Annotated in this window: 18 protein-coding genes; 14 read left to right on the top strand and 4 right to left on the bottom strand. The window is 69.3% G+C overall.

Going from position 1 to position 15,840, the window contains the following annotated elements; all coding sequences use genetic code 11:
• The first annotated feature begins 213 nt into the window (after positions 1-213).
• Entirely contained in the window at positions 214-777 is a 564-nt protein-coding gene (locus H2Q94_RS24095; protein ID WP_243789451.1) for a Uma2 family endonuclease, read from the top strand.
• 104 nt (positions 778-881) lie between these two features.
• Here H2Q94_RS24095 and H2Q94_RS24090 read toward each other — a convergent pair whose 3' ends face one another.
• Positions 882-1,100 carry a hypothetical protein gene (locus H2Q94_RS24090; RefSeq protein WP_243789450.1) on the bottom strand — a complete coding sequence of 73 codons (219 nt, stop codon included), beginning with the start codon at positions 1,098-1,100 and terminating at the stop codon, positions 882-884.
• Positions 1,101-1,365: 265 nt separating this feature from the next.
• On the opposite strand from H2Q94_RS24090, the gene H2Q94_RS24085 reads away from it, so the two are divergent.
• Both H2Q94_RS24085 and H2Q94_RS24080 read left to right on the top strand, forming a co-directional pair.
• The gene (locus H2Q94_RS24085) at positions 1,366-2,418 is read left to right on the top strand and encodes an NAD(P)H-dependent flavin oxidoreductase (RefSeq protein ID WP_243789449.1); all 1,053 of its coding nucleotides are present in this window, start codon (positions 1,366-1,368) and stop codon (positions 2,416-2,418) included.
• Between the two features lie 160 nt (positions 2,419-2,578).
• Positions 2,579-3,169, top strand: coding sequence for an MOSC domain-containing protein (locus H2Q94_RS24080; RefSeq protein ID WP_243789448.1), 591 nt, complete (start codon positions 2,579-2,581; stop codon positions 3,167-3,169).
• On the opposite strand, the gene H2Q94_RS24075 is transcribed toward H2Q94_RS24080, so the two are convergent.
• Both H2Q94_RS24075 and H2Q94_RS24070 read right to left on the bottom strand, forming a co-directional pair.
• On the bottom strand, positions 3,144-4,142 hold the full coding sequence (locus tag H2Q94_RS24075; protein WP_243789447.1) for a methyltransferase: 999 nt from the start codon (positions 4,140-4,142) through the stop codon (positions 3,144-3,146). The two genes, H2Q94_RS24080 and H2Q94_RS24075, sit on opposite strands and share 26 nt — an antisense overlap.
• Positions 4,143-4,187: 45 nt before the next feature.
• Positions 4,188-4,892 (bottom strand): GntR family transcriptional regulator, encoded by a 705-nt coding sequence (locus H2Q94_RS24070; protein ID WP_243789446.1) that lies wholly within the window; start codon positions 4,890-4,892, stop codon positions 4,188-4,190.
• A gap of 100 nt (positions 4,893-4,992) precedes the next feature.
• Here H2Q94_RS24070 and H2Q94_RS24065 point away from each other — a divergent pair, with 100 nt between their 5' ends.
• The 11 genes from H2Q94_RS24065 (at position 4,993) to H2Q94_RS24015 (ending at position 14,995) form a co-directional block, all read left to right on the top strand.
• Positions 4,993-5,805: a sugar phosphate isomerase/epimerase family protein gene (locus H2Q94_RS24065; RefSeq protein WP_243789445.1), complete on the top strand. Its 813-nt coding sequence runs from the start codon at positions 4,993-4,995 to the stop codon at positions 5,803-5,805.
• 134 nt (positions 5,806-5,939) lie between these two features.
• Positions 5,940-6,704, top strand: a complete 765-nt coding sequence (locus tag H2Q94_RS24060; RefSeq protein ID WP_243789444.1) for an SDR family NAD(P)-dependent oxidoreductase — start codon at positions 5,940-5,942, stop codon at positions 6,702-6,704.
• A 146-nt stretch (positions 6,705-6,850) separates the two neighbouring features.
• Positions 6,851-8,188 carry a GntP family permease gene (locus tag H2Q94_RS24055; protein WP_243789443.1) on the top strand — a complete coding sequence of 446 codons (1,338 nt, stop codon included), beginning with the start codon at positions 6,851-6,853 and terminating at the stop codon, positions 8,186-8,188.
• 36 nt (positions 8,189-8,224) lie between these two features.
• A complete protein-coding gene (locus H2Q94_RS24050; RefSeq protein ID WP_243789442.1) occupies positions 8,225-8,464 on the top strand; it encodes a DAK2 domain-containing protein in 240 nt (79 codons plus the stop codon).
• Positions 8,465-8,912: 448 nt separating this feature from the next.
• Positions 8,913-10,412: a CoA-acylating methylmalonate-semialdehyde dehydrogenase gene (locus H2Q94_RS24045; protein WP_243789441.1), complete on the top strand. Its 1,500-nt coding sequence runs from the start codon at positions 8,913-8,915 to the stop codon at positions 10,410-10,412.
• A gap of 74 nt (positions 10,413-10,486) precedes the next feature.
• Positions 10,487-11,671 (top strand): acyl-CoA dehydrogenase family protein, encoded by a 1,185-nt coding sequence (locus tag H2Q94_RS24040; protein ID WP_243789440.1) that lies wholly within the window; start codon positions 10,487-10,489, stop codon positions 11,669-11,671.
• On the top strand, positions 11,668-12,714 hold the full coding sequence (locus tag H2Q94_RS24035; protein ID WP_243789439.1) for an enoyl-CoA hydratase/isomerase family protein: 1,047 nt from the start codon (positions 11,668-11,670) through the stop codon (positions 12,712-12,714). The genes H2Q94_RS24040 and H2Q94_RS24035 overlap by 4 nt, the downstream gene beginning before the upstream one ends.
• A 59-nt stretch (positions 12,715-12,773) precedes the next feature.
• Complete coding sequence (gene mmsB / locus H2Q94_RS24030) at positions 12,774-13,685, top strand: 3-hydroxyisobutyrate dehydrogenase (RefSeq protein ID WP_243789438.1); 912 nt, start codon at positions 12,774-12,776, stop codon at positions 13,683-13,685.
• 366 nt (positions 13,686-14,051) lie between these two features.
• Positions 14,052-14,270, top strand: a complete 219-nt coding sequence (locus H2Q94_RS24025) for a hypothetical protein (RefSeq protein WP_309501181.1) — start codon at positions 14,052-14,054, stop codon at positions 14,268-14,270.
• A 5-nt stretch (positions 14,271-14,275) separates the two neighbouring features.
• Positions 14,276-14,545, top strand: a complete 270-nt coding sequence (locus H2Q94_RS24020) for a hypothetical protein (protein WP_243789436.1) — start codon at positions 14,276-14,278, stop codon at positions 14,543-14,545.
• 87 nt (positions 14,546-14,632) lie between these two features.
• The gene (locus H2Q94_RS24015) at positions 14,633-14,995 is read left to right on the top strand and encodes a barstar family protein (RefSeq protein WP_243789435.1); all 363 of its coding nucleotides are present in this window, start codon (positions 14,633-14,635) and stop codon (positions 14,993-14,995) included.
• A 52-nt stretch (positions 14,996-15,047) separates the two neighbouring features.
• Here the strand turns inward: H2Q94_RS24015 and H2Q94_RS24010 are convergent, their stop codons facing one another.
• Entirely contained in the window at positions 15,048-15,827 is a 780-nt protein-coding gene (locus H2Q94_RS24010; RefSeq protein WP_243789434.1) for an enoyl-CoA hydratase-related protein, read from the bottom strand.
• Positions 15,828-15,840: the final 13 nt, after the last annotated feature.

Genomic DNA, 15,840 nt, shown 5'->3' with positions numbered 1-15,840 from the left:
ACGCACCAGCGGCCCTGTGGCGGGGTGTGAGTGATCGCAATGGTGCGAGTGGGCGGGAATCTCCGATCGGGGATTCCCGCCCACTTTTCTGCGTTCACACCATCTGGTGATGGCTGTATCAGATCGGCCGGTTCGGCCCTCTTCATCGCAGACCGGTTTTCGACGGCGCCCGCGCCGCCGGGACGACAGGCACCAGCGGAAGGGGTGACGATCATGCGGATCGAAACGGGAGCGGAGCGGCCGTTCAGCGTGCACGACCTGGACGGTTCGCCGGAGGACGGCCGGCGGTACGAGTTGATCGACGGCGATCTGCTGGTGAGCGCGGCGCCGGGGTGGCCGCACCAGGCCGCGGTGGTGGAGTTGGCCTCGCAGCTGCACATCGCCTGCACTCCGGAATTCCGGGTGCTTCCCGCGCCGTTCGCGGTGCGGCCCGATCCGTTCACGGAGTTGCGCCCCGACATCCTGGTGGCCCGCCACGACGACCTGACGCTGCGAAACCTGCCGGTGGCCCCGGAGCTCGCGATCGAGGTCGTCTCGTCGAGCAGCAGACTCAAGGACACGACGCTGAAGAAGGCGGTCTACGCGAAGCTGGGCACGCGGTTCTTCTGGCTGGTGGACCCGGATCTGGAGGAGCCCGGGATCGCGGCTTGGGAACTCGTGGGCGGATCCGGGTACCAGCGGATCGCTCGCGTGCGCGATGACGAGGTGTTCGAGGTGCAACGGCCGTTCCCCGTCAAGCTCACCGCCGCGGACCTGGTGGCGGGGCTACGGCCATGAGGCCCGTCGTCGCGTCCGTCGCGGATGATCGGCGCGCATGAGAGCGGGGCGGGAATCCGCGCCGAATTCCCGCCCCGCTCACGTGGTCCGATCGGTGCGCCGGATCAGGCCGCCAGCCCCAGCGCGTCCAGCGCGCCGCCGACGGAGGAGAGGGTGTCGGCCAGCGTCGCGTCCAGCGCCTCAGCGATCGGAGTCAGCTCCGCTGCGTTCGCCGGGAGCGCGAGGCCGACCATCAGGGTGGGCACGGCCACGGCGGCGAATGCGATGCGACGGACGCGGGAGCGGGACTCGGTACCGGTGGTCTGCTTGGCGGTTGTGTTCATCTGGATCACCCGTTCTCTGTGTGGATTGCTCGGTGTGCCAAGAGATTCGCCGTCGTCAGGGCGGGTGGCAAGGTCATTTACAGGTCGTTTTCCCGTTCGGTACACGTTCGGCGAACTCGTGCCCCAGCGCACAGACCTTCGGAGGTGGTGTTCGTGAGTTGACGCGAGCGGACGCGGTCGGTGTGGTCGCCACGTGGGGTGATTCACGGGAGTTCGCGGCGGTGGTGTCGTCGCGTCGGCGCCGAGCGAGCACTAGGGTCCGGGCATGATCGAGCGGCGGACTTTTCCGGTGATCGCGGCACCGATGGCGGGCGGGATCTCCACTCCCGAGCTGGTGGCGGCGGTCGGCGATGCGGGCGGGTTCGGCTTCTTGGCGGCGGGCTATCTCACGGAAGAGGCGCTGGCCGGGCAGATCCGGAGAGTCCGGGAACTCTCCGCGGAGCCGTTCGGGGTGAACCTGTTCGTGCCGGGGCCACGGCGTGATCTCGACCTGTCCGATTACCGGGAGCGAGTCGCGGCGGAGGCTGAGCGCTACGGCGTGCGGCCCGGATCCGGGCACTGGGACGACGATCTGTACCAGGCGAAGGTGGAGTTGGTGATCGCCGAGCGGATTCCCGTGGTGTCGTTCACCTTCGGCTGTCCAGAGAAGTCCACTGTGGATCGTCTGCGTGCGACGGGTGCACAGGTGGTCTGCACGGTCACCACGCCTGCGGAGGCGCGGCTGGCCGAGTCGGCCGGTGTCGACCTGCTGTGCGTGCAGGGGTCCGAGGCGGGCGGGCATCGCGCGGTGTTCGACGATGCCGCCGACTCCGCGGCCGGTGGGGAGTTGTTCGGACTGCTGGGCGCGCTGCGGGTGATCTCCGGGGCGGTCGAGCTACCGCTGATCGGCGCCGGTGGCATCGTCTCGGGTGCGGATGTGGCCGCGGTGCTCTCGGCCGGTGCGGTCGCGGCGCAGCTGGGTACCGCGTTCCTGCTCGCCGATGAGGCGGGTACCGCGTCCGCTCAGCGTGCGGAACTCGCGGCGGGGACGCGGGACACCGCGATCACCCGTGCGTTCAGCGGACGCCCGGCGCGCGGACTGGTCAACAGGTTCCTGCTGGAACACGGTCCGCACGCCCCGGCCGCGTACCCGCAGCTGCACCACCTGACGAAACCGGTGCGGGGCGCGGCGAGCGGCGCCGGAGATCCGGAGGCCATGTCCCTGTGGGCGGGCCAGACCTACGCGCAGGCGACTCCGTTGCCCGCCGCCGAACTGGTCCGGACGCTCACCGAGCAGGCCAGGAACGCGATCGACGCCGCCCGTTCCCGCTTGCCCTGAGCCACGAAGACAGGTGGCGTGCGGACCTGAGTTCGGATGCCGTCGGGATGTGGGTGAAATCTGGATGCGCCGCCGGGCTCACCGAACATAGATTGACTCCGTGGGCCATGTGCAGTCAGTGAACATCGCCGTGCTCCGGACCGGTTCGTGGACCGGGCGCATGGGTAGCTCGGGCATCGACAAGCGACCGGTGCCCGGCCCGATCCGGTTCACCGCAGTCGGCGTGCGCGGGGATCGCGTGATCGACACGAAGCACCACGGTGCCTGGTACCAGGCCGCCTATGCCTTCGACGTCGAGGATCTCCGGTTCTGGTCGGCGGAACTGGGCAAGGAACTCGTGCCGGGCAACGCGGGCGAGAACCTGAGCCTGACCGGTTGCGACGGAAGCTCGGCGCTGATCGGGGAGCGCTGGCGGATCGGTGGCGCGGTGCTGCGCGTGACCGGGCCGCGCAATCCGTGCCGGGTCTTCGCCGGGTTCTGGGACGTCAAGGGCTTGGTGAAGCGCTTCGCCGAGGTCGGTCGCCCCGGCGCCTACCTCGCGGTGGAGCAGCCCGGTGAGATCACCGCGGGTGATCCGGTCGAGGTGCTCAGCAGGCCCGATCACCGGGTCACGGTCGCCGACGTGCTCGCGCTGGGCATGGGTGACCGGGAGCGCAAGGACCACGTCGTGGCCGCCGCCGCGGATCTTCCGGAGAAGTGGCGGGTCTCGCTCGGGCTCGCCGAACTCAGCGGTCGGGAAGGCATTCGATGATGCCGTGACCGTCGTCGAGCCTGGTGACGGAGGCGACGAATAGCCCGGCGGCGGCGGTGATCCGCTCGGTCCGGTCCAAGTCCCGCATCCGGCCGCCCACGTAGATCATCATCCGCAGGTCCATCTCGGTGAAGTCGCCGTCCGGGTCGGGAAGCAGTTCGATGATGATCACGCTGCCCTCCGGTCCCGCGGCCTCGGCGCAGCGGGTCAGGATGCGCACCGCGTCCTCGTCGTCCCAATCGCCGAGGACGTCGCACAGCACGTAGGCGTCGGATCCCGCCGGTAGCGGGTCGAAGAAGCTGCCGACGACCACCTCGGCTCGGTCCCGCACGCCCCGCGACTCCAGGTGGGCCTCCGCACCATGGGCGGGTCCGGCCAGGTCCACGACCATGCCGCGCACTCCGGGATGGCGCTCCAGGATCTCGGCGACGAGCAGGCCCCTGCCGCCGCCCACGTCGGTGACCACGTCGAAGCGATCCCAAGCAAGCGAAGCCGCCGCAGCCGGGGCGAGCGAGCCGGACTTGGTCTCCATCAGGTCGTCGAAGGAGTCCGACAGGTGCGGGCTGTGCGCCAAGTCCTCCCAAAACGATCGCCCGAACGCGGCCTGGTAGGCGGGATGGTGACCGCGGATCTGTTCGATGAGTTCCACGAATGCCAGATCGGCGCGGCCGACGGCCCCGTCGAGGTCGAGCCACTCCCGGCTCCCGCTCGGCGCGTCGCTCTGCAAGGCGCGGGAGGCGTCGTTCGGGCCGAACAGGTCTGCTTCGGGTTCGGTGAACACCCCGCGCCGCACCAGGAATCGCAGCACTCTGCCGAGCGGATCGGCTCGGGCCTCGGACCGTTTCGCGATCTCGACGAGCGGGACCGGGCCGTCCTGGACGATGTCGGCGATCCGCAGCGTCGCCACGGTCCGCACGGCGAAGGGCGTGACCAGATCGGCCATCTCCCAGATGTTCACCGGCTCAGAGGCCATGCGGGGAGGGTAGGCGTGGTCCCGGTACCCGGCAATCGGTCCTGGTCAGTCCTGCAGGACGGAGACGATGCGCTCGGCGGTCTCGCGCATGTGCTCGCGCACGACCTCGCGGGCCTTGGCGGAGTCTCCGGCTTCGATCGCGTCCACGATCGGCGAGTGCCGTTGCCATGCCATGTTGCGCACGGCCAGCTCCGGCCCGGAGCGGACGATGGTGGCTCGGGTGAGCCCGGAGATGTGCTGCCAGGACTGCACCAGCGCGGCGTTGCCGGTGAGTTCGCACATCCGCTGGTGGAAGGCCAGGTCGGCTTCGACCAGCGTCGCCATGCTCTGGTCGAGGTCGCGCAGCCGGTCCACTGATTCGCGCAGCTCGGTGACGCTCGCACTTCGTTCGGGCGCTTCGCAGAGCGCTTCCACGGCGAGCGACTCCAGGGCGGCGCGCACGGCGAAGATGTCCCGCACCTCGGCCTTGGTCAGGGCGCGCACGAGCAGCTTGCCGCGTTCGTCGGCGACCACCAGCCCTTCCTGCACCAGGTGACGCAGGGCTTCGCGCAGCGTTCCCCTGGACACCGAGAGCGCTTCGCTGAGCTCGGTCTCGATCAGCCGTTTGCCGGGTTCGAGCTGGCCGCTGCTGATCGCCTCGCGCAGTTTTCGCAATGACTGCTCGCGCAAGGTCTGCCGGTCGACGCCGTCGAGCGCCGGAACATCCAGGGGCACCTGTGGATCGCCTCTCTGCTGGTCGATTGCGCTCATCGTAATCCACCTCGACGGCCGCGAATAACGGTCGACTGTTGACCGTCGACGAGACGCGACGTTAACTGTGCGCTACCTAACGCACGAAGGAGTGAGGCAGATGCCGGAGTTGGGCTGCTCGACGATCTCGTTCCGGCAGCGGACGGCGGCCGATGCGCTCGCGATCATCAGGGACCTCGGCTTCGACGGCATCGACCTCGGCGGCCTTCCGGGCGTGTGCGACCACATCCCGACGCCGCTGACCGGTTCCCCGGAACACCTCGTGGACTTGGTCCGGCGCTCCGGCCTGCGGACCTGGGCGATCAACGTCGACCCCGGCCCGCTGAACGATCCCGCTCTCGACGAGCACGACCTGCTCGAATCCGGCCGGGCGCTGGTGGAACTCGCCGCGAGCCTGGACGCGGCGATGATCGTGCCGTGCGGAGCGCAGCACCGGGAACCGTTCGCGGACGAGACGACCGACCTCGACCGGATCGCGCACGGCCTGCGCCTGCTCGGCGCGCTCGCCGCCGAGCGCGGGGTGCGGCTGCTGGTGGAAGGCCTGCACCACTACCGGTTCTGCCACACGGCCGAACGCGCCGGGGCACTGCTGGAGCGGGTGCCCGTGGCATCGGCGGGATTCGTCTTCGACGTCAGTCACGTCGTGGCGGGCGGCTTCGACGAGGTCGCTCTGGCGCGCGAGTTCGCCGACCGCATCGAGCACGTGCACTTCCGCGACGCCGAACCCGGCGACATCAACCTCAGCATCGGCCGTGGCCGAGCCGACTTCGCCGGAGTCGTCCGAACCTTGCGCGAACACGGCTACACCGGCCGCTACGTGCTCGAACTCGAAACCCACGACGTCGCCGACGAGGACCGGCCCGCAGCGGCCGCGGCGGCGCGAGCGGACATCGCGGCGCTGCTCGGCAGCTGACGGCGGGCCGCGTCCCGCACCGAACCGACGGCCGGGCGCACGCCCGATGGCTCCGAGTCCACTTCCCGAATCCGGCGCCGGCGAGCGAAAACCCGGCGTTCGACCGCATCCGATCCCGATCTTGGAGGACCCGCATGTCCGAATCCGCCCGCACCGCCCTGATCACCGGAGCAGGCTCGGAACGCGGCATCGGCCGGGAGACCGCCCGGCAGCTCGCCGCCGCAGGCTTCGACATCGCCGTGCTGGACCTCGACGGCGACGCGGCCGAGCGCACGGCGGCCCTCGTCGCCCAGGAACACGGTGTTCGCGCGCTCGGCGTGCAGGCCGACGTCACCGGCCAGGAGTCGGTCGACGCGGCGGTCACCGCGGTCGAGAACTCGGATCTCCCCGCGATCGCCGCCCTGGTGAACAACGCGGGAATCACCCGCCCCACCCGCTTCCTGGACATCGAACCCGCGGAGTGGGAGCTGGTGTTCAAGGTCAACGTCACCGGCACCTACCTGGTGACCCAGCGCGTGCTCCCCGGACTCGTGGAACGCGGTTACGGCCGCATCGTCAACGTCTCCTCGGTCAGCGCGCAGCGCGGCGGCGGCGTGTTCGGCGGCTCGCACTACTCCGCGGCGAAAGCCGCCGTGCTGGGCCTCACCAAGGCGCTCGCGCGGGAGGTCGGCGCGAACGGAGTGGTGGTCAACGCGGTCACTCCCGGCCTCATCGACACCGACATCACCGGCGGCCTGCTGTCCGGCGATCGCAAGGAGAAGCTGATCGCCGACGTGCCGGTCGGCCGCAACGGCCGCACCACCGACGTCGCCGCCACCATCACGTTCCTGGCCGGAGAGGCCGTCGGTTACATCACCGGCGCCACTTTCGACATCAACGGCGGCTCGCACATCAACTGATCACGACGCATCGGGCTCGGCGTGCCCGATGCACTTCCAGGGGTGCGTTGACGTGCGAAAACGTGCTCCTGGAAGCTCGAGCGGCCGCTGACCGCCCACCCGCCGCACCGCCTCAACGACGAGGATCACGGAAAGAACGAGTGGTAATGCCCAACTCCCTCATTCTGCTGCACACGGCCATCACGGTCGTCGGCATCGTCACGCTGATCGTGGCGGCACGGCTCAATCCGGTCATCGTGCTGGTGCTGGGCTCGCTCTACTTGGGACTGTCCACCGGTCTCGGGTTCGAGGAGACCGCGAAGGCGGTCACCGACGGCTTCGGCGGCCTGATGGCCGAGGTCGGCCTCATCATCGGGTTCGGTGTGCTGCTCGGTTCGCTGCTCTCGGCGACCGGGACGTTGCAACGCATCGTCGAATTGTTCTTGAAGGCCTTCGGGAAGTCCCGAGCCCCGTACGCGCTGGGTCTGTCCTCCGGCGTGGTGTTCCCGGCGATCTACTTCGACGTGGCGCTGGTGATGCTGGCGCCCATCGCCCGCTCGGTCGCGGCGCGCACCGGAGCGAGCGTCGCCGCCGTCGGCGGGGCGCTCGCCATCGGCTTGGAAGTGGGTCTGCTGATGGTGCTGCCGGGCGCGGCGGCACTGGCGATCAGCGGTTCGCTCGGTGTCGGACTGGGCATGATGCTGCTGTGCGGCATCGGGATCGGGGTGCTCTCGATCGTCATCGCGGTGTTCTTGCACGGCAGGCTGATGCGCCGCACTTGGAATCCGGCGAAGGACGAGGTGGCCGTCGACGGCGGCGCGCAGGGCATGGAGGTGGCTCCCGAGGAGGCACCGCGCCGCACCTTGCCGCTGATCGTGCTGGTCCTGCCGGTCCTGGTCCCGCTGGCTCTGATCGTGCTGGGCACGGTGACGGAGACGGCGGGCGTGGAGATCGGCTGGATCTCGTTCCTGGCCGATCCGGTGGTGGCGCTGCTGCTCGGCCTGCTCATCGGGTGCGCGCTCACGACGTGGACGTTGTCGCGCGACGCCGTGGAGCGGGCGCTGACCAGGGGCGCTTCGACGAGCGGCACGATCCTGCTGTTCACCGGCGTCGCGGGCTCGCTCGGTGAGGTGATCAGCCGGACCGGAGTGGGCGACATCGTTTCCGGCTTGTTCCACGCGGGCAGCGCTTCGCCGCTGCTGCTGGCCTGGGCGGTGGCGGCCTTGCTGCGGCTGGCGCAGGGGTCGGGGTCGGTCGCGGCGATCACCGGGGCGACCTTGTTGGCCCCGGTGATCGGCGGTCTCGACACCCCGGCGGTGCTGGTGGCGCTGGCAGCCGCGGCGGGCGCGAGCTTCGGTGGGCACGTCAGCGACAACACCTTCTGGATGTTCCGCACCCTGCTCGGCCTGTCCACTCGCGGCGCGTTCCAGGTCTACACGGTCGCCCAATCGATCATGTCGGTGGTCGCGCTGGTCCTGGTTCTGGCGGCGGATCTGGTGCTGTGAGCCGTTGAAGGCGGCCGGTTCACCCGACGGGAGCGGGTGGATCGGCGGCACCCTGGTGGTCGAAGTGCCGCGGCCGGTGAGCTCTCCGCCGGGGGAGCGCTGCTGCAGTACGAACCGGCCGCCGGGGTCGCGCTCATGGAGTCGATCGTGCGCACCGGGGGAGCGCGGCCGGGCGACAAGACGATGGTCGATGTGCTCAGGCCGCTCGCGGCGGAGTTCGCCGGTTCGGTTCGTGGACGCGTGCCGCCGAGACGGCCCGCGCGACGGCGTCGTTGACGCCGAAGGCAGGCCCCGCCCCGGTCGCAGGCGGAGCGCAGCCTCGGCACTCCCGACCCCGGAGCGATCTCGTTCGTCTTGACCGTCGAGACGATCGCGGCGGCGATGGAGTCCGGTCGTTGAACCGGAACGACCGCAGTCCGGGGGATGAGCGATCGGCTCCGAGCCGGTCCAGTTGATCTTGAAACGGCCCCGGATCCAGGGTCTTCTTGCTGGCAGCAGCAGCCGGCTGCGCGTTCAAGGCGTCCCGTTCGCGATTCGGCCGAACAAGTCTTCACCCGTTCGATTGCTGTGATGTGCGGCACCTGTGGCGGCCGGACCGACTAAGGTGATGATTGGGTGACCGAAGGTTGGAAGCCCGACTAAATTGCGAACCGGGAAGACTCGATCCGGCGAGCGCGGGCACGTCCGGGATCAACGGTGAGATCGGCGAAAGGTGCGGTGCGGTATGTCCCAGGAGTTGGAGCACTTCATCGGCGGCAAGCGAGTCGCCGGAACCTCCGGGAACTTCGGTGACGTGTTCGACCCGAACACCGGGCAGGTGCAGGCGAAGGTGCCGCTGGCCTCGCCCCAGGAGGTCTCCGCCGCGATCGCGAACGCCGCCGAGGCGCAGCCCGCGTGGGCGGCGCAGAACCCGCAGAAGCGCGCCCGGATCATGATGCGTTTCCTGCAGCTGGTCAACGAAGAGATGGACTCGCTGGCCCGGCTGCTGTCCGCCGAACACGGCAAGACCATTCCCGACGCCAAGGGCGACATCCAGCGCGGCCTGGAGGTCGCCGAGTTCGCCGTCGGCATCCCGCACCTGCTCAAGGGCGAGTACAGCGAGAACGCGGGCACCGGCATCGACGTGTACTCGATGCGCCAGCCGCTGGGCGTGGTCGCGGGCATCACGCCGTTCAACTTCCCCGCGATGATCCCGCTGTGGAAGGCCGCGCCCGCCATCGCCGCGGGCAACACCTTCGTGCTCAAGCCCTCCGAGCGGGACCCTTCGGTGCCGCTGCGGCTGGCCGAGCTGTTCATCGAGGCCGGGTTGCCGCCGGGCGTGCTCAACGTGGTCAACGGCGACAAGGTCGCGGTGGACGCGGTGCTCACCGATCCGCGCATCGAGGCCGTCGGGTTCGTCGGCTCCTCCGCGATCGCCGAGTACATCTACAGCACCGCCGCCGCGCACGGCAAGCGCGCGCAGTGCTTCGGCGGCGCCAAGAACCACATGATCGTGATGCCGGACGCGGACCTGGACCAGGTGGTGGACGCGCTGGTCGGCGCGGGTTACGGCTCGGCGGGCGAACGCTGCATGGCGATCTCGGTGGCGGTTCCGGTGGGGCAGGCCACCGCGGACGCGCTGGTGGACAAGCTCACCGAGCGGGTCCGCAAGCTCAAGATCGGGACCAGTTTCGACGAGACCGCGGACTTCGGCCCGCTGGTGACGAAGCAGGCGCTGCAGCGGGTCGACGAACTCGTCGCCGCCGGGGTCGAGGAGGGCGCGGAGCTGCTGGTCGACGGCCGCGGATTCTCGATGCAGGGCCACGAGGACGGGTTCTTCGCGGGCGCCTCGCTGTTCGACCACGTCACGCCGGACATGCGGATCTACCGCGAGGAGATCTTCGGTCCGGTGCTGGCGATCGTGCGCGCCGCCGACTACGACGAAGCGGTCCGGCTGCCCAGCGAGAACGAGTACGGCAACGGCGTCGCGATCTTCACCAGGGACGGCGACGCCGCGCGCGAGTTCGTCAGCCGCGTCAACACCGGCATGGTCGGCGTGAACGTGCCGATCCCGGTGCCGATCGCCTACCACACCTTCGGCGGCTGGAAGCGGTCCGGATTCGGCGACCTCAACCAGCACGGCCCGGATTCGATCAAGTTCTACACGAAGACGAAGACGGTGACCTCGCGCTGGCCCTCCGGGCTCAAGGAGGGCGCCAGCTTCACCATCCCCACGATGAACTGACCTGGCCGCGGGCGCGGACCGGCCTGAGTTCTACGGCCGGTCCCGCTCCGAAATTCCGAAGGTGAGGAGTGGACGTGTCGGTAGCAGCGGTTTCCGGACCCTCCGGCGCGGTGTCGCCGTTCGCGCTGACCGAGGACCAGCGGGCGATCCAGCAGCTCGCGCGTGAATTCGCGGTCGAGCAGCTCGCGCCGCACGCGGTGCAGTGGGACCAGGACAAGCACTTCCCCGTCGACGTGCTGCGGGCCGCGGGTGAGCTCGGCATCGGCGGCATCTACGTCGACGAAGCCTACGGCGGCACCGGTCTGAGCAGGTTCGAATCGGTGCTCATCTTCGAGGCGCTGGCCTCCGGTGATCCTTCGGTGGCGGCGTACCTGTCGATCCACAACATGGTCGCGGGCATGATCGACCGCTTCGGCGACGCCGAACAGCGGGCTCGCTGGCTGCCCGCGCTGTGCTCGCTGGAGGCCCGCGCAAGCTATTGCCTCACCGAACCCGAGGCCGGTTCGGACGCCGCGGCCTTGCAGACCCGTGCGGTGCGAGACGGGGACGACTACGTGCTGACCGGGGTGAAGCAGTTCATCTCCGGCGGCGGCAGTTCCGACGTGTACGTGGTGATGGCGCGGACCGGCGAGAGCGGTTCGAAAGGCATCTCGACGTTCATCGTGGAAGGCGACGCCGAGGGGCTCTCGTTCGGGCCGAACGAGAAGAAGATGGGCTGGAACGCGCAGCCCACCCGGCAGGTGATCCTCGACGGCGTGCGGGTTCCGGAGAACCGCCGCCTCGGCCCCGAGGGGATCGGGTTCAAGATCGCCATGGCCGGGCTGGACGGCGGCAGGCTCAGCATCGCCTCCTGCTCGCTGGGCGGCGCGCGCGCCGCGCTGGACCAGAGCCTCGGCTACGTGCGGGAGCGCAGCGCGTTCGGTTCGAAGCTCAGCGAGTTCCAGGTGCTGCAGTTCAAGCTCGCCGACATGGCCACCGAGCTGGAAGCCGCGCGAATGCTGCTGTGGCGTGCCGCGTGGGCGCTCGACGCCCGCGACCAGGACGCGACGAGGCTGTGCGCGATGGCGAAGCGACTGGCCACCGATGTGGGTTTCACCGTGGCGAACGAGGCGCTTCAGATCCACGGTGGATACGGATACCTTGCCGAGTACGGCCTCGAGAAGATCGTTCGCGACCTGCGCGTGCATCAGATCCTCGAGGGCACGAACGAGATCATGCGACTGATCATTTCCCGTGGACTGCTGGAGTCGGCATCATGACAACACCCGCCCCGGAGCAGGTTCTGCTCAGCGTCGAGGGCGCGCTCGGACGCATCACGCTCAACCGTCCGAAGGCGATCAACTCGTTGACCCTGGACATGGTCCGGTCGATCACCACGGCCCTGCGGCAGTGGAGTTCCGAGGACCAGGTGCAGGCGGTGCTCATCGAGGGCGCCGGAGACCGCGGCCTGTGCGCGGGTGGTGACATCCGGGCGCTCTACGACGCGGCCAAAGCTCAGGACGACGTGCTGCCGAAGGCGTTCTGGGGTGAGGAGTACCGGCTCAACACGATGCTGGCGCACTACCCGAAGCCCGTCGTGGGACTGATGGACGGCGTCTGCATGGGCGGCGGAGTCGGCATCTCCGCGCACGGTTCGCACCGGGTGGTGACGGAACGGACGAAGATCGGCATGCCGGAGGTCGGCATCGGCTTCGTGCCCGACGTGGGCGGCACGTTCCTGCTCTCGCGCGCCCCCGGCGAGCTCGGCACGCACCTGGCGCTGACCGGTGCGCCCGTCGGCGGTGCGGACGCGGTGGCGCTCGACCTGGCCGACCACTACCTGCCCAGCGACCGCATCGACGACCTGATCAAGGCGTTGACCGCGGGTGACGCGGACGCGGCGCTGGCGAGATTCGCCGAAGCCCCGCCGGAGTCCCCGGTCGCCGCGCAGCGGGAGTGGATCGACGCCGCCTACGCCGCTGACGACGTGGCGGAGATCCTCGCGCGGCTGCGCGCCCGCCCGGAGGAAGGCGCCGCGAAGGCCGCGGACGCGATCGAGACGAAGTCTCCGACCTCGCTGAAGCTGACGCTGCGCGCGCTGCGCAGCCGCCCCGAGAGCTTGGAGGTCGCGCTCGACCAGGAGTTCCGGATCGCGCTGCGCTGCCTCACCGCGGGCGACTTCGTGGAGGGCGTGCGCGCGACCCTGGTCGACAAGGACCGCGACCCGAAGTGGTCGCCGAACCGGCTGGACGACGTGAGCGAAGACCAGCTGCAGCGGTTCTTCGCCTCGCTCGGCGCGGACGAACTGGGTTTGTCCGGCTGAGCAACGCGGGCCTCGCGCCCGGATCCGGATCACCGCACCCCGCAGAAGGGAACATGACAATGGCTGTCATCGGTTTCATCGGGCTCGGCCACATGGGCGGCCCGATGTCGGCGAACCTCGTCAAAGCCGGCCACACCGTGCGCGGGTTCGACCTGGTGCCCGCGGCGCTGGAGGCGGCGCAGGCGAACGGGGTGACCGTGGCCGGCTCGGTCGCCGAGGCCGTGACCGGTGCCGAAGCGGTGATCACGATGCTGCCCAGCGGCAAGCACCTGCTGGACTGCTACGAGCAGGTGCTGCCCGCGGCGCAACCCGGCGTGCTGCTCATCGACTCCTCAACGGTCGACGTCGCCGATGCCAGGGCCGCGCACGAGCTGGCCGGAGCGGAGGGCTTCGGCTCGCTGGACGCACCGGTCTCCGGTGGCACGGCGGGCGCCGAGGCGGGCACGCTCACCTTCATGGTCGGCGGTGCCGAGGAGCATTTCCAGCGGGCGGAGCCGTTGCTGGAACCCATGGCCCGCAAGGTCATCCACTGCGGCGGCCCGGGCAACGGCCAGGTCACCAAGATGTGCAACAACCTCATCCTCGGCGCCTCGATGGTCGCCGTCGGCGAGGCCTTCGTGCTGGGCGAGCGGCTGGGCCTGAGCAACCAGGCGCTCTACGACGTGGCGTCGATCTCCACCGGCCAGTGCTGGGCGCTGACGACGAACTGCCCGGTGCCGGACCTGGTGGAGACCAGCCGAGCCAACCACGATTACGAACCGGGTTTCTCGGCCGCCTTGATGCTCAAGGATCTGAAGCTGGCCGAGTCCGCCGCGCAGCAGAGCGGCACCGATGCGTCGATCGGGCGGCTGGCCACGGAGCTGTACCAGCGCTTCAACGAGGAAGGCGGCGGCAGCTACGACTTCAGCGCCATCATCCGTTCTATTCGGGAGCACTCTGAGCGGGCGGAAGCTACCGGTACTTCTGCTTAGGTTGTCGGGTGGCCGAACCTCAGTGGCTTCCTCGCTGCGGGATCTTTTTCCCTGGTGGCTCCGCCACGAGGGAAAAGCCGTCCTCGCGAGGAAGCCACTGAGAACCCGCGGGTGGTCGTTTTTTCGACGTGGGCCATGCGCTGGCGCGCATACAGGCACGGCTTCGCCGCCAAGATTCGGCTTCGCCGTAAGGCACGGCTTCGCCGTAAGGCACGGCTTCGCCGTAAGGCACGGCCTTGGCCGTGGGGCAGGCGTGGCTTCGCTCGCCCTTCGCGGGCTTCGCCGCTTACCGGATTGAAGGTGTTGTGAGTCGTGGTCGGGGTGGGGGCGTGGCTGAAAAGTTTCGGCGTACTCTGGCGCCTCGTGATGGACTGGCTGTTCGAGTGGTGGGACGGCGTCGAGCTGTGGCTCGTGCAGCTGTGGTACCCGCTGCTGGTGACTTTGGTCCTGGTCGTGCTGCTGCCGGTGTGCTGGTACCTGGCGCGTGTTCTCGACCGGGCCATCGATGCGATCGGCGCGAAGCTGACCCGAGTGCGCGACGCCGAGCCGACGGTGCGGACCCCGCGCGGAACGGACGTGTCGTGAACAGGATGAGCTCGCGCAAGCGCATCACGATCGCCCTCGTCGGGCTGATCGCGCTGGTCGTCATCGGCTGGTTCGTACAACAGGGCACGACGGGCCACCATTCCGCGACTCCGGTTGACGGCGGGGCACGCTGGTGTGGCAGGCTGTGCCCGTTCTGCCGGATTCAGCGGTGTCGGTGGTGCCGCGGCGAGCGTTCGCCGATATCGGACCGCCCGCATCGCTCGCGTGATCGGGAGAGCTCCGGTCCGTGGCGCATTGCCTCGGCATTGCGGTGAATAATGCCTTTTCCTGGTTGTTGACGTGTGTGGTTGAGTGGGATGTTTGCGACGAAAAAGCCTCAGGTATTCCGGAAGGAGCCGGCGGTGAGCAAGCTGGAGCAGCCTGGCGTGACTGCGAAGACGGCGGCAGAGGATGCCGAGCGGCGCGGCGCGGCCGTGCACGTGCTCGACGGCAGCGACCTGATCAGCAAGCGCACCACGCTGGACGGAATCGCGGCGGTGCTGTCGTTCCCTGAGTGGGCCGGGCGCAACCTGGACGCGCTCTACGACTGCCTGACCGACCTGTCCTGGTTGCCGGAGGGTGAGCACGTGCTCATCTGGTCCGGCGCGCAGCACCTGGCGGAGCACGACCCGAAGGCCTACGAGAAGATCAACACGGTGCTGCGGGATGCCGCCAGCAACACCATCTGCGGCCGCGGCTTCGCCTCAATCCTCACCCGCGACTGAGCTCGCCCCGACCGGCCACTTCGGCATAGGCGAGCTCAGCTGCGAGAGGTGCTCACTCCGCTTGTCGTGGGATCCAGGTGGCCGGGCGTTTTTCGGTGAAGGCTCGGATTCCCTCTTGGCCCTCTTCGGAGGCGAAGTGGCTCGCGGAGAGTTCCAGGACGGTGTCGAAGTCCTCGGCGATGGCGGCGGCGCGGGGGCGGCGGAGCAGTTCCTTCGTCGCGGCCAGCGCGTTCGGAGCGCCGCGGGAGAGCATGTCGGCGTACCGCGCGACCGCGTCGTCCAGTGACTCGGCGGGGACAGCCGAGTTGAGCAGGCCGATCTCGACGGCTCGGGTCGCATCGAAGTTCTCGCCGGTGAGGAACAGTTCGTGCGCGGCTCGCGGCTGCAACCTGGGCAGCACGGTCAGCGAGATCACCGCGGGCACCACGCCGATGCGGACCTCGGAGAAGCCGAAGGTGGCCGAATCGGCCGCCACCGCCAGGTCGCAGGCCGCGACGATGCCGACACCGCCCGCTCGCGCCGGTCCCGCGAGCTTCGCGATGACCGGTTTCGGGCTGGTCCACAGCGTTTCGAGCAGTTCGGGAAGTTCCCGCACCCCTTGCCGGTCGGCGTCTGCTGACTGCGATTCCTTGAGGTCCATTCCGGCGCAGAACACCGGGCCGGTGTGGTCGAGCACGATGACCCGCACCGAGTCCGCGGCCAGCGCGGCCGCCAGGTGATCGCGGAGTTCGCGCCGCAGCTGAGCGGACAGCGCGTTGCGGTTGCGCGGTGAGTCCAGGGTGATCGTCGCGATGCCTGCGTCGATGGTGCGGTGCACGAGTTCTTCGCCCATGCGCCGCACGTTA

Origin of the sequence: Saccharopolyspora gloriosae, from assembly GCF_022828475.1 — a bacterium.
Classification (GTDB): Bacteria; Actinomycetota; Actinomycetes; order Mycobacteriales; family Pseudonocardiaceae; genus Saccharopolyspora_C; species Saccharopolyspora_C gloriosae_A.
The sequence above is the reverse complement of the archived record's forward strand: the minus strand, read 5'-3'. Positions and strand labels throughout refer to the sequence as shown.